Annotated in this window: 23 protein-coding genes and 2 pseudogenes; 16 read left to right on the top strand and 9 right to left on the bottom strand. The window is 52.8% G+C overall.

The window, feature by feature from the left end:
- Together N5J71_RS12365 and N5J71_RS12360 are read right to left on the bottom strand one after the other, a co-directional pair.
- Positions 1–1,370 (bottom strand): metallophosphoesterase family protein (locus N5J71_RS12365; RefSeq protein WP_279916942.1); only part of this gene is annotated, 1,370 nt, incomplete at its 3' end.
- A gap of 303 nt (positions 1,371–1,673) precedes the next feature.
- Positions 1,674–1,976: a hypothetical protein gene (locus N5J71_RS12360; protein WP_279916941.1), complete on the bottom strand. Its 303-nt coding sequence runs from the start codon at positions 1,974–1,976 to the stop codon at positions 1,674–1,676.
- Between the two features lie 469 nt (positions 1,977–2,445).
- On the opposite strand from N5J71_RS12360, the gene N5J71_RS12355 reads away from it, so the two are divergent.
- From N5J71_RS12355 to N5J71_RS12320, 8 genes are all read left to right on the top strand, one after another.
- Complete coding sequence (locus N5J71_RS12355; RefSeq protein ID WP_217940773.1) at positions 2,446–3,813, top strand: NAD(P)/FAD-dependent oxidoreductase; 1,368 nt, start codon at positions 2,446–2,448, stop codon at positions 3,811–3,813.
- A gap of 5 nt (positions 3,814–3,818) precedes the next feature.
- Positions 3,819–4,298, top strand: coding sequence for a helix-turn-helix domain-containing protein (locus N5J71_RS12350; protein WP_279916940.1), 480 nt, complete (start codon positions 3,819–3,821; stop codon positions 4,296–4,298).
- Positions 4,295–4,942 (top strand): TetR/AcrR family transcriptional regulator, encoded by a 648-nt coding sequence (locus tag N5J71_RS12345; RefSeq protein ID WP_090253746.1) that lies wholly within the window; start codon positions 4,295–4,297, stop codon positions 4,940–4,942. The genes N5J71_RS12350 and N5J71_RS12345 overlap by 4 nt, the downstream gene beginning before the upstream one ends.
- Before the next feature lie 75 nt (positions 4,943–5,017).
- Positions 5,018–6,661 carry an amidohydrolase family protein gene (locus N5J71_RS12340; protein ID WP_126474968.1) on the top strand — a complete coding sequence of 548 codons (1,644 nt, stop codon included), beginning with the start codon at positions 5,018–5,020 and terminating at the stop codon, positions 6,659–6,661.
- A gap of 16 nt (positions 6,662–6,677) precedes the next feature.
- Positions 6,678–7,637 (top strand): HlyD family secretion protein, encoded by a 960-nt coding sequence (locus N5J71_RS12335; RefSeq protein WP_279916939.1) that lies wholly within the window; start codon positions 6,678–6,680, stop codon positions 7,635–7,637.
- A 3-nt stretch (positions 7,638–7,640) separates the two neighbouring features.
- Positions 7,641–10,358: a ribosome-associated ATPase/putative transporter RbbA gene (gene rbbA, locus N5J71_RS12330; protein ID WP_279916938.1), complete on the top strand. Its 2,718-nt coding sequence runs from the start codon at positions 7,641–7,643 to the stop codon at positions 10,356–10,358.
- 1 nt (position 10,359) lies between these two features.
- Positions 10,360–11,466, top strand: coding sequence for an ABC transporter permease (locus tag N5J71_RS12325; RefSeq protein WP_279916937.1), 1,107 nt, complete (start codon positions 10,360–10,362; stop codon positions 11,464–11,466).
- Between the two features lie 137 nt (positions 11,467–11,603).
- Positions 11,604–12,353 carry a substrate-binding periplasmic protein gene (locus N5J71_RS12320; protein WP_279916936.1) on the top strand — a complete coding sequence of 250 codons (750 nt, stop codon included), beginning with the start codon at positions 11,604–11,606 and terminating at the stop codon, positions 12,351–12,353.
- Between the two features lie 110 nt (positions 12,354–12,463).
- On the opposite strand, the gene N5J71_RS12315 is transcribed toward N5J71_RS12320, so the two are convergent.
- Positions 12,464–13,459, bottom strand: a complete 996-nt coding sequence (locus tag N5J71_RS12315; protein WP_279916935.1) for a DUF4238 domain-containing protein — start codon at positions 13,457–13,459, stop codon at positions 12,464–12,466.
- A gap of 381 nt (positions 13,460–13,840) precedes the next feature.
- Here N5J71_RS12315 and N5J71_RS12310 point away from each other — a divergent pair, with 381 nt between their 5' ends.
- Complete coding sequence (locus N5J71_RS12310; RefSeq protein ID WP_279916934.1) at positions 13,841–14,866, top strand: sensor domain-containing diguanylate cyclase; 1,026 nt, start codon at positions 13,841–13,843, stop codon at positions 14,864–14,866.
- A 209-nt stretch (positions 14,867–15,075) separates the two neighbouring features.
- Here N5J71_RS12310 and N5J71_RS12305 read toward each other — a convergent pair whose 3' ends face one another.
- Positions 15,076–15,561, bottom strand: a complete 486-nt coding sequence (locus N5J71_RS12305; RefSeq protein WP_217940752.1) for a hypothetical protein — start codon at positions 15,559–15,561, stop codon at positions 15,076–15,078.
- A gap of 240 nt (positions 15,562–15,801) precedes the next feature.
- Here N5J71_RS12305 and N5J71_RS12300 point away from each other — a divergent pair, with 240 nt between their 5' ends.
- From N5J71_RS12300 to N5J71_RS12290, 3 genes are all read left to right on the top strand, one after another.
- Positions 15,802–16,302 carry a ProQ/FINO family protein gene (locus tag N5J71_RS12300; RefSeq protein ID WP_279916933.1) on the top strand — a complete coding sequence of 167 codons (501 nt, stop codon included), beginning with the start codon at positions 15,802–15,804 and terminating at the stop codon, positions 16,300–16,302.
- A 121-nt stretch (positions 16,303–16,423) separates the two neighbouring features.
- Positions 16,424–17,119, top strand: coding sequence for a helix-turn-helix transcriptional regulator (locus N5J71_RS12295; RefSeq protein WP_126474959.1), 696 nt, complete (start codon positions 16,424–16,426; stop codon positions 17,117–17,119).
- Between the two features lie 242 nt (positions 17,120–17,361).
- A complete protein-coding gene (locus tag N5J71_RS12290; protein ID WP_003122765.1) occupies positions 17,362–17,904 on the top strand; it encodes a hypothetical protein in 543 nt (180 codons plus the stop codon).
- A 22-nt stretch (positions 17,905–17,926) separates the two neighbouring features.
- Here the strand turns inward: N5J71_RS12290 and N5J71_RS12285 are convergent, their stop codons facing one another.
- Positions 17,927–19,123 (bottom strand): PucR family transcriptional regulator, encoded by a 1,197-nt coding sequence (locus tag N5J71_RS12285; RefSeq protein ID WP_126543470.1) that lies wholly within the window; start codon positions 19,121–19,123, stop codon positions 17,927–17,929.
- Between the two features lie 293 nt (positions 19,124–19,416).
- Here N5J71_RS12285 and N5J71_RS12280 point away from each other — a divergent pair, with 293 nt between their 5' ends.
- Positions 19,417–20,283, top strand: coding sequence for a phytanoyl-CoA dioxygenase family protein (locus N5J71_RS12280; protein ID WP_003089190.1), 867 nt, complete (start codon positions 19,417–19,419; stop codon positions 20,281–20,283).
- Positions 20,284–20,367: 84 nt separating this feature from the next.
- On the opposite strand, the gene N5J71_RS12275 is transcribed toward N5J71_RS12280, so the two are convergent.
- The 3 genes and pseudogenes from N5J71_RS12275 to merR all read right to left on the bottom strand — a co-directional run bounded on the left by N5J71_RS12275 (position 20,368) and on the right by merR (position 22,963).
- Complete coding sequence (locus N5J71_RS12275; RefSeq protein ID WP_021264772.1) at positions 20,368–21,330, bottom strand: WD40/YVTN/BNR-like repeat-containing protein; 963 nt, start codon at positions 21,328–21,330, stop codon at positions 20,368–20,370.
- A 10-nt stretch (positions 21,331–21,340) separates the two neighbouring features.
- Positions 21,341–22,474 (bottom strand): annotated as a pseudogene (locus N5J71_RS12270) (efflux RND transporter permease subunit); the annotation flags it as partial.
- Between the two features lie 90 nt (positions 22,475–22,564).
- Positions 22,565–22,963: a mercury resistance transcriptional regulator MerR gene (gene merR / locus N5J71_RS12265; protein ID WP_003089120.1), complete on the bottom strand. Its 399-nt coding sequence runs from the start codon at positions 22,961–22,963 to the stop codon at positions 22,565–22,567.
- 74 nt (positions 22,964–23,037) lie between these two features.
- On the opposite strand from merR, the gene N5J71_RS12260 reads away from it, so the two are divergent.
- The 3 genes from N5J71_RS12260 to N5J71_RS12250 are packed head-to-tail and all read left to right on the top strand — an operon-like array spanning position 23,038 to position 23,896.
- The gene (locus tag N5J71_RS12260) at positions 23,038–23,388 is read left to right on the top strand and encodes a mercuric transporter MerT family protein (RefSeq protein WP_003089115.1); all 351 of its coding nucleotides are present in this window, start codon (positions 23,038–23,040) and stop codon (positions 23,386–23,388) included.
- Positions 23,389–23,400: 12 nt separating this feature from the next.
- The gene (merP, locus tag N5J71_RS12255; protein ID WP_003150552.1) at positions 23,401–23,676 is read left to right on the top strand and encodes a mercury resistance system periplasmic binding protein MerP; all 276 of its coding nucleotides are present in this window, start codon (positions 23,401–23,403) and stop codon (positions 23,674–23,676) included.
- 7 nt (positions 23,677–23,683) lie between these two features.
- Positions 23,684–23,896, top strand: a complete 213-nt coding sequence (locus tag N5J71_RS12250; protein ID WP_003089113.1) for a GDCCVxC domain-containing (seleno)protein — start codon at positions 23,684–23,686, stop codon at positions 23,894–23,896.
- A gap of 12 nt (positions 23,897–23,908) precedes the next feature.
- Here N5J71_RS12250 and N5J71_RS12245 read toward each other — a convergent pair.
- A pseudogene (locus tag N5J71_RS12245) lies at positions 23,909–26,901 on the bottom strand (Tn3 family transposase).
- Positions 26,902–26,904 lie beyond the last annotated feature (3 nt).

Genomic DNA, 26,904 nt, shown 5'->3' with positions numbered 1-26,904 from the left:
CTAGGGAGCGACTCATAAATTTCAGTCAGAATCGATTTTATTCGATGCTTCGAAGGAAGCTGCTTACCCTTACAGTCAAAGTAGAAAGCAATTTCATCAAGCTGAGTTCTAGATTGACTCTTCAGCTTGTCCATCAACAAGCTCTTTAGGATGGTACTTTTACCAGAGTTTTCTCCTCCCACAAGAAGAAAATTCTCACGAGACCTAGACATCTCATCAAGGCCGATATATTTCTCTTCCCCCTCCTCCTCAATCTCAAAATTTTCAATTTTGATTGCTGGGCAAATGAATATATCCGAAAGCCGCTTACGATCAGCCTCTGCGACGCCGATATTGCACATCAGATCAAAGTCGAAACGATCTAGTGCCTTACCACAGTCATCAGCAAATGCTTCTCGATTGAAGCCGCCTGTCGGTGCTGCCTCATAATCCATCTGTCCTCGCGGGCATCGATCCACCCAGGGCGAAAACTTCTTAGTGGCGTCATCAAACTTACGAAATAGGATCCTGCCCGACTTTAGATTGTCAGTATGCGTCGCGCTTACTATTGAATATCCGCTCTTCTTCTTACCGGAGAGATCAAATCTACCAGCCTGCATTTTCATTACAAAATCTTCAGAGAACGATGATTCTCTCAAGATATTGAACTCATGCATATGACCGTAAAAAACTGTTGAGATTTTATGGCTAGTGATTTTTGCAGATAAAAGCCGGCGCTCCTCAGGGTGTAACCACTCCAGAGGGTGATGCATAATAATAACTTTCTCTTTAAACCCTTTGATGCTCTTTAGAGCGGCATCAATTTGATACTCACCAATAAAGAGATTCTCTCTATCCTGCTCTCCAATTGAAGACCAGCCAGTATTCAAACAAGCAACACCCACACTGCCATGCCTGTAGCTTTGATAAAACTCACTGATCTCAATTACGCCCTGGGAGTTTTTGTAAAACTCACCTATAAAATTCAACCAATTAGTGAATGGCAGTCGATCATTTGACAGCAACTCTTCTTGAAGCTCTCTAATCTCACTGGCATCATAATCATTTCGCAGGCTTTTAATTGCCCTTTTATAGGAAAAGCCAAAGCCGGCTCTATCCACATCGTGATTGCCCGGCGCGATAAAAATGGCTTCATTGTTTAGACCGAGCGCATTTTTTATAGGGTCAATAAGCTCATCCCAGCAGAGCTGAAACTCTTCCTGCTTACCTGAAAACGTCAGGTCTCCAGAGAAAACTATTGAGTCCGCTCCCTCAAAAGAGCTTAAGTCATCAAGAAAGGAATTTTTTAATCGCTCAAGAAACTGCCTGGTTTGGCCCTTCAGTGGATTGAGACTAGCGTGAACATCCGAGAAGTGAAGTACTTTTTTCATATTCCATCATGACTGAGTTGTTGTTCGATGCCTTCATTATCCATTTTGCGTCGTCCAGCGCCAGAGGCTCCCCATACCAAAAACTTGCCTTTACCCGCCAATAAACTTTTGTCGTTTGATCAGCATCACGGGGATGCTTCGCGTAAAGCCCCTCGTTAACAACGGAGATGCGCCCCAGCCTAAGCGAATGTGCACACAATCCTGACATACAAGCGGATTCCGATGTGGGCACGGCTGAAATGTCGCGATGAAAGCGCCTTATCACTAAAAGGCAAAGAAATCTGTTGGCTAGAGCAGCCCCTACTAGCTTGCTGATGTACCTGCCATGGTCAATTCAGCCCGCGCCTCAATGATCTCAATCAGCTCGAAGTGCTTAGGGAACTCCCGCTTAAGCCATGCACTCGGCACAAAATGGTGCTCAAGGTGTACGGCGGTGATCTGACGATCATCTGCGGCACAGAGCATCACATTCAACTCATTCTCATCACCCGCCATCGCAGCCGGCACATAGACCTCTCCTTGGTCATCGATACCAAAGGAACGCCGCCACTCAGGAAAGCGTTTGTGCTCAGGATTGGGGACTGAAAACCACCTGATTCTGCTCATAAATTCGACCTCAATTACGCTTAGTGAGCCTCACGAATACCAGTAGGCACCACCATTTGTCACACCTGCGCTCCGAGGCCGCCTTCTTTCAGCGACAGTCTTTACGCTTCCCGTGCCCGCAGGCCATGCCATCAGAGCAACATAATGACTATTGAGTGGAGCGCCCAGGCCAACACCCAGTGAGTGTTTTACAAGAGTCCCTGCCTGGATCAACCGGACAGCATCAACCTCATGGCTTAAGGCCCAGACGTCAATGCGACTGGCTTAACACCTCCCAAGTGAACAGCGCCAGGAACGCCCCTACCTCCTCAGAACCGCCAATCGTCGCGCTGAGTCCCCACACAATAGCTTGTCGCGCAGCTTAAGCAAACACGTTCAGAAAAACATGACAAAGGGTTGACAGAGACACCTCTCGGGATTTAACTGAACGCGTTCCGACATGTGAACGCGTTCAGCTAGGATATTGAGAATGACTATCGACTACTCAGAGCTCGGTGCGCCCGAAACCAGATCGTTCTGGTTGAACACGTACGGGCCCTATGAAGCCAACGAAAAACTTAATGGGCACGTCAATGCCGACATCGTGATTGTTGGGGGTGGCTTTACAGGCCTTTCCACCGCAGCACACCTCAAAAAATTCAACCCAAGCATCGACGTAGTGGTCATCGAGGGAAGCGTCATCGGCTATGGCGCCTCCGGAAGAAACGGCGGCTTTTCGATGACACTTTTCGGTTTTGAGCCTGAAGTGACGAGTCTCATGCATGGGAATGAGAAAGCAGCAGCAGCCCATCAATACATGGAGGACGCTGTTGATTACGTCAAAGAGCTCGTAGAGCTTTCAGGCTTCAACAGTAACTACGAACATAATGGGTTTGCGCGCGTATCGCTTACCAAAAAACATAGTGAGCGCCTAAAAAAGCAATATGAGCTGTATTGCAAATTGGGCTTTGAGAAATCGTTTGAATGGTGGGACTCTGGAAAGCTGCAAGAAGAGCTGAAAAGCCCAGTATTCAAAGTCGGCTTCTATGAAAAACGGTGTGGAATTCTTAACCCCGCAAAACAGGTCAGAGAGTGGAAAAAGCTCTGCGAGAATTTGGGCGTAAAGATTTACGAAAACACCATTATTAACTCAGTCGAGTATCCGAATACTGGCGTTGTCGTTAAGACCAGTCAAGGCTCCGTTAAGGCAGAAAAAGTTGTCCTTGCCACAAATGCCTACGGTCACTTGATTCCAGAAATGGGAGCATTCAACAGGAATCAAACGCCGATCTGGACTTATCAGATTGTGACTGAACCACTAAGCCAATCCATGTGGGACAGCATTGGCTGGCAGGGACGTTACGGCATTGAAACCAATCGCCACATGGTGCACTACTTCAGGCCGACAGCTGATGGCCGCATTACCTTTGGCGGCGCTAACGTAGAAACTTCTATTGGCAACAATATGAACTACGACAGCAATGAGTCGTACTGGAGAACACTCGAATATCACCTGAAAACGATGTTCCCGCAGCTGAAAAACACACGCATTGATTATCGCTGGGGTGGGCCAGTCTCCGTCACTCTGGATATGACGCCGAACCTGGGCTTTTACAAGGACGAAAGAACACTCTACCTATGCGGTTGTACAGGCCATGGCGTTTCTTTCACCCAATATAGTGGCAAAACTTTGGCTGAATTGGCACTGGGGATTGAAAGCAAACGAACAAATGCTTGGTTCGTAAACAGAAAACCATTCCGCTGGCCAGTTCAGCCACTCAAGCAGATTGGTATCGCGACCGTTAAAAACGTGCTTAAGGCAGAAGATGCCTGGCAAGAACGCAGCCTCTGGAAATAATAAAAATGAAAAAAACAACAATACATACCATGTGTAGTGAAATCAGCACACGACTCATTAATTCGGCTATTAATAGCCATACAACTGCCGTAGTGACCGACGCCTTTTATTCCAAGACCAAGGGGCCAGCCCTTGCGACTGAGGGCCCACAGCGGAACTCGAATAGCAAGCAAAAATTAAGCGCTCGCGTCGAAAAAATCATCTATAATGATCCTCTTTCTTATAGGCACATGATTAATGTAGCCAAGCTCTTAAATGTCTCTACCCGGACACTATTACGGAGGCTTGAAGCCGATGGGACAAACTTTAAGAAAGTCCGAGATCAAGCTCTTTACCAAAGAGCCATAGATGAATTGATGCTTGAGAATATGTCTGCAACTGAAGTGGCATCAAGCCTTGCCTTCTCTGATCCTGCCCATTTCACGAGAGCATTTACACGCTGGTCAGGTCTAACACCATGTGCTTTCAAAGATAAGAAACGATGAATAAAACCAAACAAAAGACCACAGACATAGAGCCCATGATTAAGAAAACGCGGGCAAGGAGCGAGACAGCGCAGCTAGCTGTAAGGTCACTTATACTCAATACAGCGCGCAAGCTTTTCCAAGCTAATGATGTAGATCTAATATCGCTCAGATCAATAGCCCGAGAAGTGGATATGGCTCCAGGGGCTTTATACACTTATTTCCCGAGTAAAATATCGCTAATGCGTGCTGTTTGGGCTGAAGATTTAGCGCGCCTGAATATCGAGCTATCGGGCTATCCGAAAGAATCAACGCTTTTAGACTTTTCATGCTTTTTTGTTGATTACTGGCTTGAGAACGCCAGTGCATTCAAAGCGCTATTCCTAGTGACGGACGAACCGGACAATGAAGGTGGAATGTTTATCGAGTCACCGGAAGTCATTGACCTACTACGTATCATTAAACATCGCGTTGTTTCGAAAATGTCCAATGAGATGCACTCTGACGCTCAAGAGACGGAGTTCCGGGCGTTCCTGGCATCTTTGCACGGCGTAATCAGTATAGCCATTCTAGTCCCAGAGTTGGGATGGAATAACACACGCCAGATCCTGGAAAGCCAGGTGTCAGCCTTCTTGGTTAAATGGAGTCGGAACGCCAGTACCTAAATCTGTCGTGTAATGGCAATTGAGCCCATGTGGCTTCCGTAATAGATTTAAAATAACTATTAGCGGGAGCGTCACATGTATCACTTCATTCTGCACAACCTCATGCTTTGGCTGCCAGAACAAGACTCACCAACACTGGGATGGGTGAGCGTAGCCGCAGGCAAGATCGAACAAATTGGTGCAGGTTCCCCTCCTCCATACTATCCGATTCCTATGCTCAACTTGGGAGGAGCCCATCTGCTCCCTGGTCTCGTTGATGCGCACCGCCATTTCCACTTCATGTCTCTGCTTCCTAAAATGCGCTCAGGCGCACAATGGCAATCTGCGGCTGAGGCACTTGAAGAGATCGCATATCTAACATCCGTTTCAGCACCAGATGAATGGACAATTTTCACATTTGTTGACCATAGCAAATGGAAAGACTCGCGCCCGATAAGCCTCTACAAACTTGACGCTGTAAGCAATGGAAGAAAGGTCTTATTGATTGATGTCACGCTCCATCGAGGAATGGCATCAAGCGCTGCCTTAGTACGCAGTGGCATAGTTTTTGGCAATACTGATTTCGGTGAGGACGTAGATCGCAAAGAAGGCATCATGACAGGCCTTATTTGGGAGGCTGCTTTTGGGCGTGTCTTGAACTGTGTAGTCGAAGACGTTCTCAAAAGAATTACTGATGAAGAATATGAATCGTTACTTGAAAACGAAGCTGAGAGGACGCTTTCACAGGGTATTGTCGCACTACATGACCCTGGCCTTGGAGTTAAAGCCCAGGAGAGTTTAGCTAAACTTCAAACAGTCACAGCTCTGAGATTGAACTGGTCAGCTACAAGCGAGAAAGGACTCTTTGAGCTCGCTGAGGCCTCGGAGCTGGAGAGGTTTATTCCGCCGAAGTGGGGCCAAAAATCTGTAAAAATATTCTTGGATGGTGCTAACCGTTGTGCCGCATGCCTTCCCCTTGGCATCGTACTTAGAAGCGCGCTTAAAGCAGGGTATAGCAGCGCAATTAATCTCAGCGCAGCACCTCTCAGGCGCCTTCTTGAACCGAAGGTCAAGATCTCAGGGTTTCACGCACACCTCCCGTACCTGAGATTCAATAACATTGAGTCGCTAGTAGAGAAATGCCGAGCATATGTCGATATGGGCTTCTCACTAAAGATCCATGCTCTAGGAAATGAAGCAGCCACCCAGGCCTGTGAACTACTTAGAACGGTTAACCCACCACATGCCTCAATTGAGCATGTGATGGCTCTCTACGACCATGAGGTTCACCAAATTGCCAGCTCTAAAGCTTACATTGGCATTCAACCTGGATTTATCCCTTATTACGCATCTGCGATTGAAGAACAGGGCGTTTCGAGTGTTATGCGTGTTTTCCCCACTAGTAGTCTCTTGAAAAGCTCAGGAAAAGTTGTCATTAGCTCTGATGCCCCTTGCGGTAATGATGACCCTCTTCATAACTTAAGAAGGGCCGTCGACCGCAAAAAAAATGATGGCAGCGAGTTGATGCCAGATGAAGCCCTTTCAAGATCGCAAGCTATTAACGCAATGTCTTTTAAAGCCGCAAAATCTATTGGACTAGTTCCGCATGGCCTGTATATCAACAGCGAAGCGAACTTTACAATTTGCAGCGGAGACCCCTTTGCCGAAGAAACTGAGGTATTGGAGACATGGATTGCGGGCAAGCCAGTTTGGCGCAAACCAAAAACCATACGCTATTGATTTCAGATAAATCTCTATGAATTTACTTCTTAGCAAGAAGAAATTAGCAATTACAGTATCTATTATTGTTATCGCACAGGTTATATTTTTATGGACGAGATTCTTTGAAAGCACACTTCCCGATGGAATAATTTCAGCTGAAGGAAGATTGGAGGCAAAGGATACATACGTATCCGCAAAGAACCCTGGTCGTATCTCCGAGCTTCATGCAGAGGAAGGTGAGTATGTTACTCAAGGCCAGCTATTGGGTCGTATTGAAAGCTCAACACTGGTTCATGCCAGAGAACAATCACTGCATGAAGCTGATAGCTTGCGCCAGACCGTCAGAGGACTTGCTGCAAGCTTGATTGGTTTCGAAAGTGATCTAAAGCTCGCCGAAAGTGACTATGCACGCGCTTATAAACTAAATGCACATGGATTTGCCAGTCAGCAATTGATTGACCAAGCGATAGCTAGAAAGAAGATAGCTCTTGCTACCGTTACCGCAGCGCAAGCAGCCATTGCATCAGCAGAGGCGTCTCTCTCTGCGGCTGAGGCAGCTGTAAAAAAATTGTCAGCCGAGATAAATGACAACGATCTTATTTCGCCAATTGATGGTGTTATTCAATCTAGCACCAGCGAGAAAGGTGAGGTTGTTGGCTCAGGCACCCCATTATTCGTCCTGATCAACCCTAATTATGTTTTCATAAATATCTATTTACCAACTGAGTATGCAGGCGCGATTCGTATAGGGGATGAGGCCCTGGTCGTTACAGACTTATCGCCTACTGTAAGGCACAAGGCAAAAGTAGTGTTTGTTGAGTCTCATGCTGAATTTACACCCAAAGAAGTTGAATCTTACGACGAACGAAAGAATCTGCTTTTTCGTGTAAAAATTGTACTGGACGAAAAGAGCATTTCGAACACCATAAAGGCCGGAACACCTGCAACAGCTTATCTCCGCACATTCGATCAAGCCTGGCCTGAAACACTGTGATGTATGAATAACCAAGCAATAATTGCAGATGAACTATGCCATAGCTATGGTCATCTGACAGCTTTAGGTGGATTTAGTTTTTCGCTACCTATTGGTGCTAGCTGTGGAATTATTGGCCCTGACGGTGCTGGCAAATCCAGTCTGCTTGGTCTTATTTCGGGCGTAAAGAAAATTCAAAATGGCAGTCTACAAGTCCTTGGAGGCTCCATTGCAGATAATGCCCATCGAGAAACTCTCTATGAGCGAATAGCTTTTATGCCACAAGGACTAGGGCATAATCTTTATCCAGATTTAACAGTAAAAGAGAATATTGAATATTTCGCTCTCCTGTATGGTCTGGCGAAAAGGGACTATGAGCAAAGAATGTCAACGCTTCTCACAGCAACTGATCTTAGTCGCTTCCATGATCGCGCAGCAGGTCAACTATCGGGCGGTATGAAACAGAAGCTTGGCTTATGCTGTGCGCTGATACACGACCCAGATTTACTGATTCTTGATGAACCTACGACAGGTGTTGATCCATTATCACGACGCCATTTCTGGAGGCTCATTGAAAATGTACGTCTCGCTCGACCGACTTTGACGCTTGTTGTCGCCACCGCCTATATGGAGGAGGCAAGTCAGTTTGATTACTGCGTACTACTCGATAACGGAAAGACACTCGCAACCGGCTTTACTAAGGACATAGAGGCCATCACTCCCAGTGGGAAGCTAGACGATGCCTTTACAAAACTCCAGAGTGGTAACAAACAAGAACCACCAATATTGGATGTGAAGCCACTGAGCAACCCCAATGGCGAGATTGTAATTGAAGCTATCGACTTATCACTTAGATTTGGCGACTTTACAGCCGTTGACAATGTTAGCTTTTCTATCCAGCGCGGTGAGATCTTCGGTTTTTTAGGGTCGAATGGTTGCGGTAAAACTACCACCATGAAAATTCTTACTGGTTTGTTGCCCGCCAGCTCAGGTACAGCAACACTCTTTGGCTCTCCGATTGATGCTAACAACCTAGAATCTCGCCACAAAATCGGTTTCATGTCACAAAGTTTTTCATTATATGGAGAGCTCACTGTGATTCAGAACCTCGAACTACACGCTAAAATATTCAACTTACCATCGACTGATAGCTCATATCGTATTCGTTCGTTAATAGGGAGATTTGGGCTAGAAGTGTATTCGCATACACCTGCGAATGATCTACCTCTCGGACTGCGTCAACGTCTGTCACTAGCTGTTTCAGTCATCCATAGCCCAGACGTATTAATACTTGATGAGCCTACTTCAGGCGTAGATCCATCGGCGCGCGATGATTTCTGGCGTCTTATCCTAGAGCTATCAAGGGATCAAGGTGTCACCATTTTTCTCTCTACACACTTCATGAATGAAGCTGAAAGATGTGACCGCATTTCATTGATGCACGCAGGTAGAGTTTTGGCTTGCGACAGCCCAGGCCGCATTACCACAAAGATGGGATGTGAAACACTTGAAGAAGCATTTGTTCACTGCCTGGAAGAGGCAAGATCTGACAGTGGCCATCCAGATACGCCTGTCATGCTCAGCGATCTCAGCCAAACCACGGGTACTAAAACCAAATGTAGTCTAAAACGCATTTTGGCAGTATCCGGCAGAGAGCGAAAGGAACTTCAGCGCGACCCTATCAGACTCTCATTCTCGCTTTTTGGCGCGATATTCATGCTGCTTGTATTCGGCTACGGGATTTCTCTAGACGTGGATAATGTACCCTTTGCCGTCTTCGATCAGGACAACACCATCGAAAGCCGGGCCTTAATAGAAGCATTTCGAAACTCAACATACTTTGATGAAAAGCAGTCAATCAGCTCCGCGAAAGCTCTGAATCAAAGACTACAGTCTTCAGAGATCAATCTTGCAATTGAAATTCCTGCTGGTTTTTCAAAAAAACTGCACAAAGGGGAAATCCCTGAACTTGCTGTATGGATAGACGGTGGAGATCCATTCAGCGCTGAAGTAATTAAAGGGTATGCCTTGGCGGTGCACTTCCATGTATTCAGTCGCTTTGTTCGAGAAAGCTCGTCCCCTACCCTACCCTCTGACTCCATTAACATCATAACGCGCTTTATATACAACCAAGATGTGCGCAGCGTTAACGCCATCGCCCCTGGTGTGATAGCACTCATTCTGGCAATGATCCCTTCCATGCTGACTGCATTAGGTATTGTGCGGGAAAAAGAATTCGGCACAATCCACAATTTCTACTCGACCCCATTGACGCCTCACGAGTTCCTCATTGGCAAACAGATACCCTACATTTTCTTGAGCGCACTGAATGCCATTGCACTGATGACAATCATCATCATGATCTTCGGTGTGCCGCTTAAAGGAGATATTTTCGCCCTGCTCCTGGGAACCTTTCTCTACATACTAACCTGCACAAGCCTCGGGCTATTAATTTCATCTTTTACTCGCACACAGATTGCAGCAATTCTTGGCACTATCGTATTGACCGCCATGCCAGCTATCCAATTTTCAGGACTTATCTCGCCAAGATCTTCTCTAACTGACAGCGCCGAGATTTTTGCATATGCAATTCCTGCCGGATATTACCTCGACATTTCAGTAGGCACTTTTACGAAATCATTGATACTCACAGATCTATGGGATAAATACCTCGCCCTAATCATATTCTTCTTAGTCTTTACGTCTGCGTCAGTTCTCTTACTGAAAAAGCACGAGATTTAAAATGAAAGGCGTTTTACGCATCTTCTATCTTGGCATCAAAGAATTCACTTGCTTGCGTAGAGACTATATCCTTGTCTGCTTCCTCATATATACATTCAGCCTTGATATCTATATGCCTGCCGCCGGTTCTGTAATTGGCGTCCAGCATGCCAGCATTGCAATTATAGACGAGGATAAAACCCAGACCTCTCGCATCATAGCTGAGAGCATTCACGAGCCAATCTTTCAAAAACCAGTCAACATTAAACTTTCTGAGTCCGTCAAGCTACAGGACTCTGGAGCTTACACTTTCGTAATTCACATCCCCCAAAACTTTGAATCAGAATTACTAGCCAACAAAAGACCTGAGCTTCTCATTAATGTTGACGCCACCGCCATGAGTCAGGCATTTATCGGTGCAGCTTACATTCAAGAGATAATCTTAGAAGCAATTGATCGGCAACTGCACAGCAGTATGTTCCAGCCAGTCAACATAGTCACTCGCACACTATTCAATGAAAATCTTCAGGCTAGTTGGTTTCTTGCAATCACCCAAATAGCTTACAACATCACAATCATGGGTATACTATTAACTGGTACAGCCCTATTACGGGAACGTGAGCATGGCACAATTGACCACCTACTTGTTCTTCCGTTGAAACCCCAAGAAATTATTCTTTCCAAAGTGTGGAGCAACACAGCTGTAATTATTGCCTTTACATGGCTATCTATTGAAGTAATCGTGAAAGGCTTCTTAGATATACCTTTGCCAGGTTCTATTGGCGTTTTCTTGCTTGCAGCGGTCATCTATCTCTTCGCCTGCACAACGATTGGAATTTTGCTTGCTACCTTTTCCAGATCGACGCCACAGTTCGGCTTATTGGCGATACCTGTTGTGATACCTATGCTCCTGCTATCTGGCGGAACAACACCCATTGAAAATATGCCAACCTGGCTTCAGGTCGTGTTGCACTTGTCACCGACTACTCACTTCATTGAGCTTTCCATTTCGATACTGTTGCGAGATACGGATGTCTCATTAGTCTTTGATCGCTTCTTAGCTATTTCAGCGATAGGAATATGCGTCTTTATAGCCGCCAGCCATCGATTCAGGAGATTTTTAGTCTGAAGATTGACACCTAGCGCTATGCGCTACAATCAATCTAACACCATCTTCAGCCTTTACTCTTATAGGTAACACACGTGAACATACTCTTCACGTCAAGCATAAATATGCTCATTTATTTATGCTTAGCATGCTCATTTATGGCGCATGCATCTAGCGAGAATCAAGTCGTATTAGCGAGTGATCCGTGGTGTCCCAAGGTTTGTTTCGACTCCTCGGACAACCCTGGCTATATTGTTGAGGCTGCAAGAACAGCTCTCTCACGGCACGGCTACGATTTAAAAGCACTCGAACTTCCGTGGAGTCGTGCTATTAGATCTGTGGAGAATGGCACCATTGATGGGCTATTGACCGACCCTACTGGGAACACCGCAAACATCATTCTACCTGAGCACGCATATTTCTACGCCACTGCCGGATATGCCATCCACAATAGAGTGCAGCATCCAAAATTACTGAGCGTAAGCGACTTAAATAAAATCCGATTCAAACTTATTCAGGACTACGACTACTCACTCCTCCCAATCTATAACGACATCGTCAAAAACCAAGGAAAAGCCGTCTATATAAAGGGCAACGATTCACTTCACAGAATACTGAAGCTAATTGTTTCCAATAGAGCAGATGCCACAATTGATGACATTGAGGTATTAAATTACAACATTCACAAGATGTCTTTCTCTAGCGTATTTCACACCTTACCGATCTCTGATCCGGTGCGGGTTTACATTTCAATCTCGCGAAAGCATCCTGACGCTGAAAAAATTGCCAAAATACTTAGCAATGAAATTCACTCAATGAAGCATAATGGGCAAATGGACAGTATTATGAGGAAATACCTCATAACTCCTGAGGAAGACGTTCACTCGCCCTGGAAACCCTCACCATGACAGGCATTGCCTGAAGGGTCTCCACCGGCCAGATTCCACTACCTTTCTCTTGTAGCCTTATTATTTAAAAAGCCAATTAAATCATGCGCTCAGTTGTTAGATACCAACCACTATTCCATCTGAAAATCTCTCTCGGCCCGAGTTTGATCTTCATGCCACTGCTGCCACGCTTCTTGCTCTTTTCTCCAGGTAACTGGGCATACAACCCTAGACCTTATCTTATGAATATCGATTTCTTCGCGTGAAAACACGTAGCGATCCGCATGTTCGATGATTATGCGACTTATAATTTCCGCCGTTCTCATGTCAACTGTAGTCCCCCTAAGCCTTACTACTCCCCCAAAGTTTCTATAAAGAAGGTGTTTCGGGCTAAGAGGAAGTAGTACCTCACCTTTATTTAACGCCCACCCGCCCTCAAAATCATAGTTATCCTCATCATAATATTTAAGGCGTATTAATGGGTTATCAGAGGTTGGCCATGTAATACCAGGAGGAGCGTGCAAAATAGTCCATTTTTTAAGCGGTATCTCCTGTATCGTAGTCTTGAGTATGTGTTTCATCTGCCAAATCCATAAGCGTCGCCCGACAATGGTTTCGGATCTTATCTGGCCACCGCCGTCCGCACTCTTTCCAATGATCACCTTGAACATTGAACGGTCATCATTTTTTTCTTGCGAGATTGGTATTTGCTCACTTCTTCTGACAGCTTCTTCAAGCTTCTGAACCGACTTCATCAGCGTTTCAGTCATTGTAGTTGCCAAATTCTCGTGCTGTACTCGCAAAAACCGCCTAAGACTTGCAGGTGTCCGTACATCTAGAGCCACGGCAAATCTCACTAATCTCTCCCAGTGATCAGATGACATTTGCTCCTCTTTAACTATCCGGTGTATAGCTTCTTCAGCTGGGTTTTCAAACTCAGTATCAAGCCATCTCTCGAACTCATCTGTTTCCTCTCGCCCTGCAAGATATGTATAAAGATGCTGATGGTAGGCTACTCCCTTCAGCGAATGCGCCTTCCAATGTGGCACATTATCGCTTGGAACCAATAATCTATAAGCAGATATTTTCCCAGACTTTGCCCATTGCTTCAGGTATACTTTCGGCACATAGTGGTTATCCTTTCGAAGGTTCGGCACAACTTACTCCCTTTTAATATATGATCCATGCTTGCCATATTTTTAAGGCATCCAGCGCGTTTAGCCAACCATGTTCCTATGCATGTATATATCTAGGATAAACAAGCGAACAGAACAACTAGCAGTTTTATCTTTGACAATTCGGCTTTCTAGTTTACGTTGAAATTTTCGGCAGTTTATGTGGCCCACCCACACGCCCCTAATGCCTCACCGCTCTCGCACGCCGCTCATCCCATCCGTACTCAGCCTGCCTGCTCGTCAAGCCCCCACTTTCCATCTGCACCATGACGGCATTAAGCCATCATTACCGCTACACTTAAAATTCTGACTGCTTGCCTGGTAGGGTGCTGTATGCCGCTAGAACTCGATCTATCGCTACCAACCCGCGACCAGCTTTTATCAATCATTCGAATTCAGATTGAGATTGCCAAGCAAGGGCTCGATCTCGCTCAGATCATGTCGGTCGTCGTAGAGCGGTCTCTAGACTTGCTCAATGCAGATGGGGCGGTTGTTGAGTTAGCTGAAGATGAGGACATGGTTTATCGGGCTGTTGCTGGCATTGCATCCGGTAAGCTTGGTTTGCGCTTGCGGCTTGCCAGCAGCCTATCGGGTCGCTGCGTGGTGAGTGGCGAACTCCAGCGGTGCACCGATACCGAAACCGATGAGCGCGTTGACCGTGCTGCCTGTAGACATTTGCAGGTTCGTTCCATGCTTCTGGTTCCCCTAAAGCATGAGAGATGCACTGTCGGCGTCTTGAAGGTTATGTCCAAGGCTGTTTCCGCTTTCGATGCGGCTGATGAGGCCGTATTGGGCTTGCTCGCTGAGGTGCTCGGCGCCGATTTATTCTTGGCCGCTAAATATGCGTCCGATGATCTGTACTACCGAGCCACTCATGATGAAATGACAGGCTTAGCTAACAGGGCACTCTTCTTCGATAGAATCAGAAATGATCTTACGCGTGTTTCGAGAGACGGCCTGGAGTTCGGTCTGCTGATGATTGACATGGATGGTCTCAAAGCTATCAACGACAGTTATGGTCACCGTGCGGGTGACGCAGCCATTTGCGAAGTTGCTCGTCGTGTCAGCCAGACTCTCAGAAAGTCAGACACAATTGCCCGTCTGGGTGGGGATGAATTCGGGGTCATCTTGCAGCCAACGAGTAGCATTTCGTATTTAGCTGAGACTGTTGAGCGTCTTCAGGCGGTCATCTCTGCGCCTTTTCATTTTGAATCCACGTGGTTGAAGCTGGGTGTCAGTATTGGCACAGCTATCGCTGTGAAGGATGGCCTCGATCTTGATGCTTTGCTTGATCACGCTGACAAAGCCATGTACGAGAACAAGCGTGAACGTAAGCGTCTAGCGAATCTGGCTCGATAAGCGGTGGGAGATATGGCGTGCGCCATGCGGTGCTCGGTCTCAGCTTTCCGCGCCACGAGCAAAGATTCAGTCATACGGAACATCTGTGGATAGAGTCAGGTAAAGCGCTTTATGCATCCTTCAGGCTGTCAATGCCATTACGCATCAGCATCTCAACTTTAAACACGCTCAAATCACTCTCACCAGCATCACTGGCTTGAGTTGCATGCTCAGAGCGGGTCTCCAATCAACACAGCTCGCCCCTGATCGGCTTCACACCCCGCAGAGGGCAACCAACGTAAGTCTGCCGATCTGTCTTTCACGTGAATAACAAGATGCTTGTCCAAGCAGTGCTCTATGGCTTTGCTGGCAAACGCCTCTAGCCTGGCCTCATCCCAGTGCGTGATTTGATAGTGGAACACTTGAGCCTCAAGATCCTGACCCGAATCGTGGTGGAGGATCGTGGCTAATGCCTCAGTGCAAGTCCCCCGCTCTCGATGACAGCGAAGCTCTACCGCGCTTGTGCCGTGAGCCTGATACCCCTCTACTGTCTTCCAGCCACCCCAGACTATCAACTCGCCTTGCTGCTCTTTTAGCAGTAATGGCGGGATTGTTGTGCTTTCAATCGGCGAGGGCTTAACAAACCACAACACGGCATAGCTAGCACCCAAGGCTGAGGCCAGGGCTATAAGCAAGCATTTGGCATAAAGGTGCATACAGAGTCCTTTCTTTGAACGGCCATCCAAGCCAGTACCTAAAAGCTAGAATAGCTTCATGATTAGCGCCAGGTGGGCAATGGCAGGCACTGGGCAACAGCCGTTAGCCAATGCGCACAAGCGCATCTCAACGCCGTGCTCGGGGCGCCTGCTTGTATTCCTCTACTGATAGTGCTGCTCAGCACGAAGGCTTGGGATAACCTTTAGCCATCAATCAACCATTAGGCTGCGAATTGAACGATGGGTTTTGAGCAACTAGCTGAGCTACGTGACCGACTACGAGCTGAAAATCAGCGAGCAAGTACTGATACCACCGGGCAACGCAAGCGTAAGCCCTCCTCGCAGAAGAAGTCTGCCGAGAGTGATCCTGCGGTCGAGGCGATCTGGCGATTGCAGAGGCACTTCCCATTGGCCTTTCCGGTAAATCCAGCTCCCAAGGTTCCACTCAAGGAAGGCATTCTCCAGGATGCTGAGCAGCAGTTGCAGCTGCTCGGCATATCAATCGAACAGCTCAAGCTGGGAATTGCAGCTTGGTGCCAGGGAAATCGATATTGGGCATGCATGACGGCGAATGCACCCCGATTTGACTTGAACGGCCAAGTAGTGGGATCAGTAACAGCTAGCCAGGCACTCTATGCAAGGCGACAAGCTAAGCGACAGCACGTACGCGATCAGGCACTCAGAGCGGCGTCAAAATCAAAAGCGCGCATCCAGCCAGACGCGTCGCTCTCAACGGCATAATGATCTCCTCTTCGGCATTCGGTTCTTGACGTTGTCAGGTCACTGTCGTGCTCCTGTCGTGTTGGCGAGCCTGCCCTCTCCTCCACACTTGCTACATCGTTCAACGTGATGGAGCAGCAAAATGAATACCTCGGATACCTGTCAGCAACCTCGTACTCTGACACCTACTGAACTTGCTAAGTGCATCAGATTGTTTCGCGAAGCGAAGCGTTGGTCTCAAGAACAATTAGCCGAAATCTCAGGTCTGAGTGAGCGAACGATTCAGCGAGTAGAAAAAGGCCTTTCGGGTGACATCAACACCCGGCGCGCCCTCGCGCGAGCGTTCGACTTCGAAGACATCGACGTTTTCAACAAGGCCTACGAGATACCCTCCGAAGAAGAACTCAAGGCCGCCCAGGAGAAATTCGACAAGGAGAACGTCACCCTGGCGGCTAAACCACTGACCACTGGGAGGCAACTAGCCAAGTTGGCAACAACCTGCACAATGGACATTTCAGAGCCAGCGTTCGAGTTAGCCCGAGAGGCTGAAGAAGCATTTTCTGACTTGGTGGACAGCTTTAGGGAGTACCGTGATTGCGCCGATCTGTATAGTGAGCGGGATAAAATTGGCGTTTATGACGAGATGCAGGCGGTCATCGATGCACTCAAAAGGCTTGGCGTGTCTCTTCTCTATGCAGAGCAAAAGGTGAAGGTGAAATGGGGAGCAGATCCAGCCACTCCACCTATGCCCGCTAACATCCTATACGTCGTAGCCTTTCCTCTCGGTGAAGAGCCTGAACACTTCGCCACGCCCAGGTCAGGTGGGATCAGCCTTTAGATCCCCGCGCCCACTATAAACTGACTCCGCAATTTCACATTGCGGAGTCAACAATTTCGCAAACTGCATCAACCCTTTAGCGTTGAATTTCCCGCCAGGAAGGCTTCAGCGACTACAAATGCAGCGATGATGTAACTCTCATCTTAAACCGCGAAATGAAATCGGCCTCTTTCGAGGCCGTCCTTTACTGCGAATGAAGGTATCACGCATGTTCCAACTCTGGGCGTTCGTCAGGACGACGGATGTCACCTAGCCCCTCCCCCGACGAGCGTCGGCTTGTATTCGAAGCGCGCCGACTGACCATTGAAGCACTGGTGAAAATCTATCTTGAGCAGGTTTCTTCCTCAAGGAACCTGGTGACGGTCTACCTTCGCCTCATGTTCACGTTGTCACTCGGTGCCCTCGCCGGCGTGATAACTCTATATGGGACCATGCTTCGCTTTGGCACTTCGGCCAGTATCAGCATGATCACTCCCCTGGAGGTGGTTCTTGCTATCGCAGCGCTTGCGGCCCTGGTCACTTCGGCTCTGCTTTCCGCGCGTGCGCTCCAGAAAAGTGCATTCGATGTCGCTCCGCTCTTGCATAACCCATTTCCAAGCGCGGACTCGGTGATCGATTCAATATTCGATGCAGACGATATCGATGAGCGGCAAATACTCAGAAAGCTTTATTTCGCCCTGGACAAGACTGTCGAGCATCAGCCTCCTCTCAGGCTCAGCACTCGTCTGATCACCCTCTTCCTTATTGGCGGTCTTTTCCTGACCGGGGCATCCTTTTTACTGTGAAGAGCGCGTTCGGTCTTTATGGTTATTTATCATCATCGATCAGGGGAGTACTCCAGATCACCAGTTCAAGGGCCGCGGCGATCTGAATGCGATGATCGGCAAGCCGGACGGGCAACAGGTCCTGGGCACGCTCCAGCCGGCGCAGCAATGTGTTGCGATGCGTGCCCAGCGCTTCTGCGGTCTGGGTGACATTGCAGCCATTGGCCAGGAAGGCGTGCAGCGAGCGCTGAAGCACCGAAGGCTCCGTCGCCAGACGCCCCAGGGTGCTCAAAACGAACTGCCTGGCCGCGCGGTCGTCCTGGGTCATCAGCGACACCATCCTCACCTGGTCGATGGTGGCAACGGCGGGTGCCGCCAGGCGGCCCATCAGCCTTTGCGTCGTCAGGGCCTCCAGATGCGAGCGACGGAAGCCATTGACTCCCGTGCCCGGCGAGCCGATTGCCGCGCGAATCCCTGAAAACCGCAGTGCGATGCCTTGCAGCAGGTTCAGGTCCAGCGGTTTCGCCGCATGGCTCCAGACCCACAGGGTCGCGGGGCCGGCGAATACGATCAACGGCGCCGCCGTGCCCGTGAGTTGCGCCAGGGTACGCGCCACATCCTCCAGAAGGCGGATCTCGGCGTCCGGGCTTTCGCACCAGACCAGGCCGGCGTAGTGCTTCTGGAAAAGGCTGTAGCCCAGCCGCCTGCCGAATTGCTCCGTATCCACATCCCTGCCGTCGAGCAGCCGACTGACCAGGCTTCGTTTGTCGATCGGGTCGTCATGGGCCTGGGCGCTCTTTTCTTCCAGGATGATCTGGGTCACCACACGCATGTTGCTGTCGATGAATTCCGAGATGGACCGCGACGAGACCTCCAGGAACTCCTCGAGCACCCTGGGATCCTGCGTCAGGTTGAAGGCCATCTTCATCCATAGCTCCCAGGCGGTGTTCTGTGTCGACCTCGCGACATTCATCAGCAGCTCGGACAGCCCTCTGCGGGCGAGCTCCCTGGCCGTGTCCACCATGTCGGCCGAGACGTAGGGTTGCACCGGTTCTCCGGGGCGCTGCAGATTGGCGTTCGCCCAATGCAGCAACTCTGCGCGGTTGGCGCGCCGGCACGCCGCGAGGATGACCGGGTCCTCCAGCAGCTTGGCATCTTCCGGTGAAGAGAACAGCGCCTGATTGAGGCGCTCGACCCACTCCGGCGGCAGCGCCTGAGCGAGCTCGGCGCCTTTGCGCATGAGTTCACGAACGGCTTCCGATGGGCGTGGCCAGGAGGATGGCGTACTGGTCATGGGCGGTGCAAATCACTCAAAAATCACAGAGGAAATGGTGCAGTTCGTACCTTGGCGCAAGGTTGGGGGAAACCTAGCATGAACTCACTGCCTGAACAAAAAATACAAGGAGGCGCCGTGACGCTCCATGTTCTTTTTTTGGGGTTTAGCGCAGTGGCAAGCGGGCTTGTTCGCCGGTGCCCGTTGCCCGGACAGCGACCCGCCTGCGCCAACCGTTCCTTCAATCCGGAGTTCTTTCAATGTCAGCCTCTCGCGATACCTTCAGCCTGCCCGTCGTAACCCGCTCGACTCCAGCGCAAGAGATTGCACTGCTGAGCGACCAGGCAGGTGCGGTGATCATCCGCAACTTCATGACCCCCGAACAAGTCGCACGGATCAACAACGAACTGGACGCTCCCCTGGCCGCGCTCGAGGCCGGCTCCAAGCACCAGCACGAGCTGATCGCCGAGTTCCATGGCCGCCAGACCAAACGGCTCACCAACCTCGTCACCCACAGCAAGACCTTTCGCGAGGAGATCCTCGATGACGACCTCTTTCACGACCTGGGGAACGTGCTCTACGCCGCGGAGTGCGGTGACTGGTGGCTGACCACGGCCCAGTTGATCGAGATCGGCCCAGGCAACAAAGCGCAAATGCTGCACCGCGACATGGCGCAGTACCAACCGTTCGTGGCCATGAATAAACATGCGCCGCGCACCATCACCAACCTGATGCTGGCGCTGACCGATTTCACCGAGGAAAACGGTGCCACGCGCTTGATCCCCGGGAGCCAGGACTGGGATGACTTCGACGATGTAGGAACCCCAGAAATGACGATCCCTGCCCTGTTGAAAGCAGGAGATGCCGTGCTGTTCGGCGGGAAAGTCGTTCATGGCGGCGGGGCCAACGTGACCGCTGACTTCTACCGTCGCGGGCTGACCATCCCGATGCAGGCTTCGATCATCACGCCTGAAGAGGCCTACCCGTTGATCGTGCCGCTCGAACTGGTCAGAACGCTTGCTCCGCGCGTTCAGAAGATCCTTGGCTTCCGCTCCCAGTACCCCAATGGCAGCCCAGGCCTGTGGCAACATAACTACGCAGACCTGGCCGACTATCTCCAGCTCTAGAAGCCTTCCACGCTGGCTGGCCTGGCCCCGAAGGCGCCAGGCCCAACCGCGTCCCCGGACAAGCAAAGAGGCCGGTGAACACTTTCATTCCTGGCGGGGCATTACTCCGCGACGTGAAAACAGCAGCGGCGTGCCGTCGGCGTTGAACAGCGCCGCCGTCAGCGAGAGGCCGTCAGCCGTCGGTGCTTCCTGGAAACTGTTTCCACCATCCCTGCTCCGTACCTTCAGTCCGTCAAGCCCGACCGCCAATACCCGCGCGCCAGCCACTGCTATGGATGTGACAGAGCCCTTGCCTTGCGTTGGCACTCTGCGAAAAGCCTTGCCATCGGCAGAGCCCTGCAACAGGGTGCCACGCTGACCACCCAGCAGCAGACGCCCATCGGCCAGCACCGCGCCAGACCACAGGGTGCCTTCATAGCCGGTATCCAGGTAACGCCAGTTCTTCCCCTGGTCGTCGGAGCGCAGCACCTGCCCATGCTCGGCCGTGGCGTACAGGCTGCTGTGGTTGTCGGCAAACAGCCCCATCAGGTTGAGGTCGGCCCGCTTGGCTCCTGAAGGCGCTTGCAACGGCTGCTCCGTCCATGTCTTGCCGCCATCCTCGGTGGTCAGCACCAACGACCAGAGCCCTACCGCAACGCCCTGCCGGGCATCGAAAAAGTGCACGGCGAACAGCGGCCGGTCTTCTTCGCTCGACAGGCGCTGGACCTGCCAGGATTCCCCGCCGTCGGCGGTGGACAGGATCGCGCCCCAGTGACCCACCGCCCAGCCGTGCCTGGCATCCACGAAGGACACACCCGTCAATGGCGTGGATAGTGGGACCGAGCGTGCCTGGCGCCACTGCCTGCCCTGGTCGTCGGACAACAACACGACACCGTGGTCGCCCACGGCAACCACCCGCTCTCCGGCCCAGCCGGCGGCCAGCATGGTGGCCTGCGTGGCATTGCCCGCCTGCACGGCCGGCACGGCCTGCAACGGCGCGGCCTGGAGAGACATCAGCGGCAATCCTGCTGCGAGCAAGGCCGCGGTGAATGAAACCCTGAACTTCATGCTTCTCTCCTCAGTGCACCAGCGCGCCGATCATGCGCACGGGACGTTTGCGCGGGAACGCCCGCTCCAGCCATACGGCGAAGGCCGGCAGCACGGTCATGGCCATGACCATGTTGACGATGAACATGAAGGCCAGCAGCTTGCCCATGTCGGCCTGGAACTTGAGCTCCGAGAAGGCCCAGGTGGCCACGCCAACGGCCAGGGTGATGGCGGTGAAAATGGTGGCGACGCCCACCTCGAGCAGCGCGTACTCCACCGCCTTGGTGATCGTCTGGCCATGGGCCAGGTGCAGTTGCAGGCGGTTGTAGATGTAGAAGGCGTAATCGACGCCAATGCCCACTGCCAGCACCATCACCGGCAAGGTGGCGATGGTCAGGCCGATCTGCAGCTCCTTCATGAACCAGTAGCCAATGAAGGTGCCGATGGTCAGCGGCAGGCAACACACCAGGACCGCCCGCAAGTCGCGATAGACCACGAACACCAGCAAGGCGATGGCGGCATAGACGTAAAGCAGCATGGGGGTCTCGCTCTTCTCCACCTCTTCGTTGATCGCTGCCAGGACGCCGGCGTTGCCGGAGGCGAGGCGGATCGAAATGCCTGACATCGGATACTCGCTGCGGAAGGCCTTGGCGGCGTCCACCACTCGGTTGATGGTCGTGGCCTTGTGATCGGCCAGGTACAGGTGCACGGCCGACATGCTGCAATCGATGCGCATCAGCCCGGGGGTTCGCGCAACCTCGGTGGCCAGCGCGGCGTAGTTCATCGGGTCGATGGGCACCGCCGCCATCTTCGGGTTGCCTTCGTTGTAGCCCTCGTTGAACTGACGCATGGTGGTGGAGAAGGACGCGACCGAGAGGACGCCGGGCACCCCCTGCATGGCCCACACGAAACGATCCTGGTACTGGCCCAGGGCGACATCCTCGCAGGCCACCTCGGAAGGAGCCTTGTCGACTTCGAACACCACGCTGAGCCAGTCCAGGCCAATGTCGTAGTTGCTGGCGATGGAGACCGCGTCGCGATTGAAGCGCGAGTCCTCGCGCAACTCCGGCGCACCCGCCTGCAGCGTGCCGACGACGCGGTCATGGCTTTGCCAGATCGCCGCCAGGAACACCGCCAAGGCCGCGCCGAGCACCCACTGCGCCTGGGGTTTGGGGAGCAATGGAACCAAAAACCAACGTAAGCTCTGAATCCCACCGTAAAGGGGCTTTCCGATCTCCAGCTCACCCGCCAGGCATTACTCTCTGATCAGTGCCTCGATGATCGGGCAGATCGTTCCGCCGTCTCCCGCATCACATTGCTGCACCAGTTCGCCTAACAGTTGCTGCATGACGACCAAGTCGGCCATCTTCTGCTCGATCAACGCGAGCTTGCGTGCAGCCCGTGCTCGCGTTTCGGCACAGGCGCACGACTCATCCAGCGTCAGCAGTCCACCGACTTCCGAGAGCGTGAAACCCAGCGCCTGAGCCCGCTTGATGAAACGCAGTCGCTTCACCATGTCCACCGGATAGCGCCGATGGCCACCCAAGGGTTTGGCTGGTTCATCCAGCAGCCCGCGTCGCTGGTAGTAGCGGATCGTCTCGACGTTCACCCCGGCGGCGTCTGCCAGCTTGCCAATGGTCAGCTCTGTGGCCATCACTTTCTCCTTGATTCCGTACTTTGGTACGGAGTTTAGAATAGCACCTAGGCAATCAGGCTCAGGAGATGGGAATGGGGATGCAACTCACCGGGAAAGGCTCGCTGGTCGCGAGTTCGCTGACCGCCATCGGTGCGTCGGTGTGCTGTGTCGGGCCACTGGTGCTGTTGGCACTCGGTGTCGGCGGTACGTGGGTGGGCGCTCTGACCATGATGGAGCCACTACGCCCCCTCTTCATCGGGTTGACTCTACTGTTCCTGGGATTGGCATTCCGCAAGCTCTACCTGGTGCCACAGGTTTGTACGCCAGGTACACCCTGCGCCGATCCGCGCACGCTCGTGCGACAGCGACTCGTGTTCTGGATCGTCAGCGTGCTGCTGCTCGGCCTATTGGCCGTGCCGTGGCTCGCCCCGCTGTTCTACTGAAGGAGATTAACCATGCGCAAACTGCTGATCGCCGTGCTTTTCGCCTTGCCCTTCGTGGCGCTGGCGGCTCCCCCGAAAACCGTCACGCTCGACGTGCAGAACATGACGTGCGGACTCTGTCCGATCACGGTCAAGAAGTCGCTGGAGAAGGTGTCCGGCGTGAGTGACGTCCAGGTCAATTTCGACCAGAAGACGGCGACCGTCACCTACGATCCCGATAAGGCCCAGCCCGAGGCACTGACTGAGGCGACCGCGAACGCGGGATACCCCTCCACAGTGCAGAAGTGAGGTCACGATGAGCGCCATTGTCCTTGAGTCCGTGCTGACTTGCCCGCGCTGCGGCTTCGCCAAGCCGGAAACCATGCCCACGGACGCCTGCCAGTTCTATTACGAGTGCAGCAACTGCAAGGCGCTGCTGCGCCCCAACCCAGGGGATTGCTGCGTTTTCTGTTCGTTCGGCTCGGTGAAGTGCCCGCCGATCCAGCAGCAGCTTGGGTGTTGCTCATAGCGTTTAGGGGGATCACAGGTCGTCGTCTGGATTACGCAGTGGCCGCAGCTCGCCGCGCGCAACTTCTTCCGGTACCGCAAAGGAATACCGCCCGAGCATGTTGATGTGCTCGTAGATCAGCGGCGATAGCCGGGCCAAATCCTCTTCCAGCACTGGATAGCCGTGCTGCTTGAGCCGTTCCACGGCCGCCGTCATGTAGAGGGTGTTCCACAGCACGATGATGTTCACCACCAGGCCCAGAGCACCGAGCTGGTCTTCCTGGCCTTCGCGGTAGCGCTGGCGGAGCTCGCCGCGTTTGCCGTGGAACACGGCGCGGGCCAGGCTGTGCCGGCCTTCGCCTCGGTTCAACTGGGTCAGGGTGGCGCGGCGCTTGGACTCGTCGTCGATATAGGTCAACGTGTGCAGAGTCTTTTCGATCCGCCCGAATTCGGCCAGCGCCTGGGCCAGCCGGGTGGGTCTATCTCCCGTTTGCAGCGTGCGCATGATGCCAGTCGCCGGCACCCGGCCGAGTTTGAGCGAGCCGGCCAGGCGCAGCAGGTCGTCCCAGTGCTCGGCGATCAGGTCGAGTTTGACCGACTGGCGGGCCAGCCCGTTGAGCTTGCCGTAGTCCGCGTCCGGGCGCGTGCGCCAGAAGCGGGTACCGCCGACATCGGCCAGCCGCGGACTGAAGTGGTAGCCAAGTAGGCGGAAGAGCCCGAACACCACATCGCTGTAGGCCCCGGTGTCGGTCATGATTTGCGTCGGCTGCAACTCGGTCTGCTGTTCCAGCACGACCGCCAGCAACACCAGGCTGTCGCGCAGCGTGCCGGGCACGGTGATGGCGTTGAGGCCGGAGAATTGGTCGGAAATCAGGTTGTACCAGGTGACACCCCGGCCGGTGCCGAAATACTTCGGATTGGGGCCGGCATGCACGGTGCGCACCGGTACGACGAAGCGCATGCCATCGGCGGAGGCGACCTCGCCGCCACCCCAGACTTGGGCCAGTTCCAGTTGGCTTTGCGCTCCGACCAGGATGGCGTTAGCCGCTGACAGGGTGTCGTCGCGGATATAATTCTGGCTGACCCAGGACAGCCGGTCACGGCGCAGCGCCGGGTTGTCGGTGCGGATCAAGGGCTCCAGGCCGGTGTTGCAGGCCCCGCCCAACAGCACCGCGCAGAGGCTGGTGACCAGGTTGTCGGCGCGTGCATTGCGTTCGGAGACATGGGTGAAGGCCTCGGAAAAGCCAGTGCGGGCGGCGATTTCCAAGAGGATTTCCGGCAGATCGACACGCGGCATCAGGTCAGACACGGCCGCCCGCAGTTGCAGCAACGAGCAGGGCTCGTCCAGCTTGTCCAGCGCCCCGAGCGACAGTTCGGTCTTGCCCTCGGTGTTCTCGCTCAGTTGAATCGCCGGGTTGTCGGGCAGGCGCGCGGCTACTGCCAGCCAGGTTGCATCCAGCTCGACGGACAAGGCGTCCAGGGTGGTTTTGGCGTCGATGGTCAGGCCCAGTGACCGGCAGATGATCGGTCGCGCCGCCAGCCATTCGGCACCGTCGAGCAGGCCAAGGCGCGGGTCGGCATAGCGCCAACTGGGCGAGACGAAGACATCGCGGCGGCGCAGGGCCGTGCGCAGCGCATCGAGCGTGCAGAACACATAGGCACCCATGTCGAGGGAGCCATCTTCGCGGGTGATGTGCTTCTGCCAAGCCTTGGCCACGATCTCCTGCGGCGCGTCACCTCTGGCTTCCGGCGCGGCAGGTTCAGTTGCAGCCACTCCAGACTAGCCGCCACGCCCTTGCCGGCCGGGCTGAAGCCGAAGCGGATGTGCTTGAGCAGGTCGGGCAGGAAGCGGCGCACGCTGCGGTAGCGCGCTTCCAATGCAAGAAAATAGACGTCATCTACCGGGCGGATCAGCGCGTTGACCTCTTCCAGGGCCTTTTCCAGGGTGGTCCTCGGCAGGTCGTTGAACAGCCGGGCGCGCACGTTGTCATCGCTGATCGAGCTGTCCAGCACGACCTTGCACGCGGCGGCGAGCGTCGCGGCCGACCGATCCAGGTCTTTCAGGCTGCGCATGCGGGCTTTCTTGTCGGCCTTCTCCGCGTTGCTGAACAGGTCGCGCAGCAAGGCCTCCAGGACTTCCAGTGCGTCGTCGTGCGCAGTCGCCTCCAGGCAGAGTGCGAAGGCCACCAGTGTCGCCATCCGCCGCGACGCCGGCAGCCGATTAATCGCGGTGACCTTGGCCGTGTTGGCGAAGCGGGCCAGGGCGGCGATACGGCTGGGAGGGATGTGCGCCGCCGCCGGCAAGGTGATGCCGATGCCGCGCACGTCATCGAGCCGGCGCAGTGCCCGAATCAACGCGGGGCCACTGACCATGACCGGGCCGGAGCGCAATTGATCCAGCCGGGAGCTGCGGTTGCCTTCGGCCACCGTCAGCAAGTCTTGCAGTTGCAATCGCTGTTCCTCAGTCACGCTGCGGCCCAGCGTAAACCAGAGGCGTTCTTCGACCCGACTGCGCAACTGGGCGATAAAGCGCTCTAGTTGAGACACACCAGGCAGGAGGACTTTCTGTGTGAACAGCCACGAGGTGGCTCGCTCAAACAGCACTCCCGGCCGGTCGGTGCCCGTCCAGCAGAGGGCATACAGCCAGCGGCTCAAGCGAAAGCCGATGCCCGGATCGGTGAAATGACGATAGCCAAAGCGGTTCTGAATATCGGTGGCATGTATCCAGCGGCGATGATCGCTATAGCGCTGGAGGCAGTCGGGGTCTGGAATCGCCAGTTGTCGGCAAAGCACCTGCAGGACTTCCACCGGCACGGCGGCGGGCTTGTCCGGCAGAACGCCAACGAAGCGGACGGTGGTCAGCAGAACGGCATAACCCAGACGGTTATGGTTACCCCGCAGCACCTGGATGGCTTCACGGTCTTCATCGCTCAGGTGGAAGTAACGTTCCAGCTCTTCACGGCTGGGCGAATCAACATAGCGGCCAAAACCGTCGCGTTGCTCTTGAGTCAGAAAACCGACCGGCATTGA

The sequence above is a fragment of the Ectopseudomonas oleovorans genome, from assembly GCF_029845265.1.
Classification (GTDB): Bacteria; Pseudomonadota; Gammaproteobacteria; order Pseudomonadales; family Pseudomonadaceae; genus Aquipseudomonas; species Aquipseudomonas oleovorans.
Note: the sequence above shows the minus strand (reverse complement) of the source record. Positions and strands in the feature narration are given on the sequence as shown.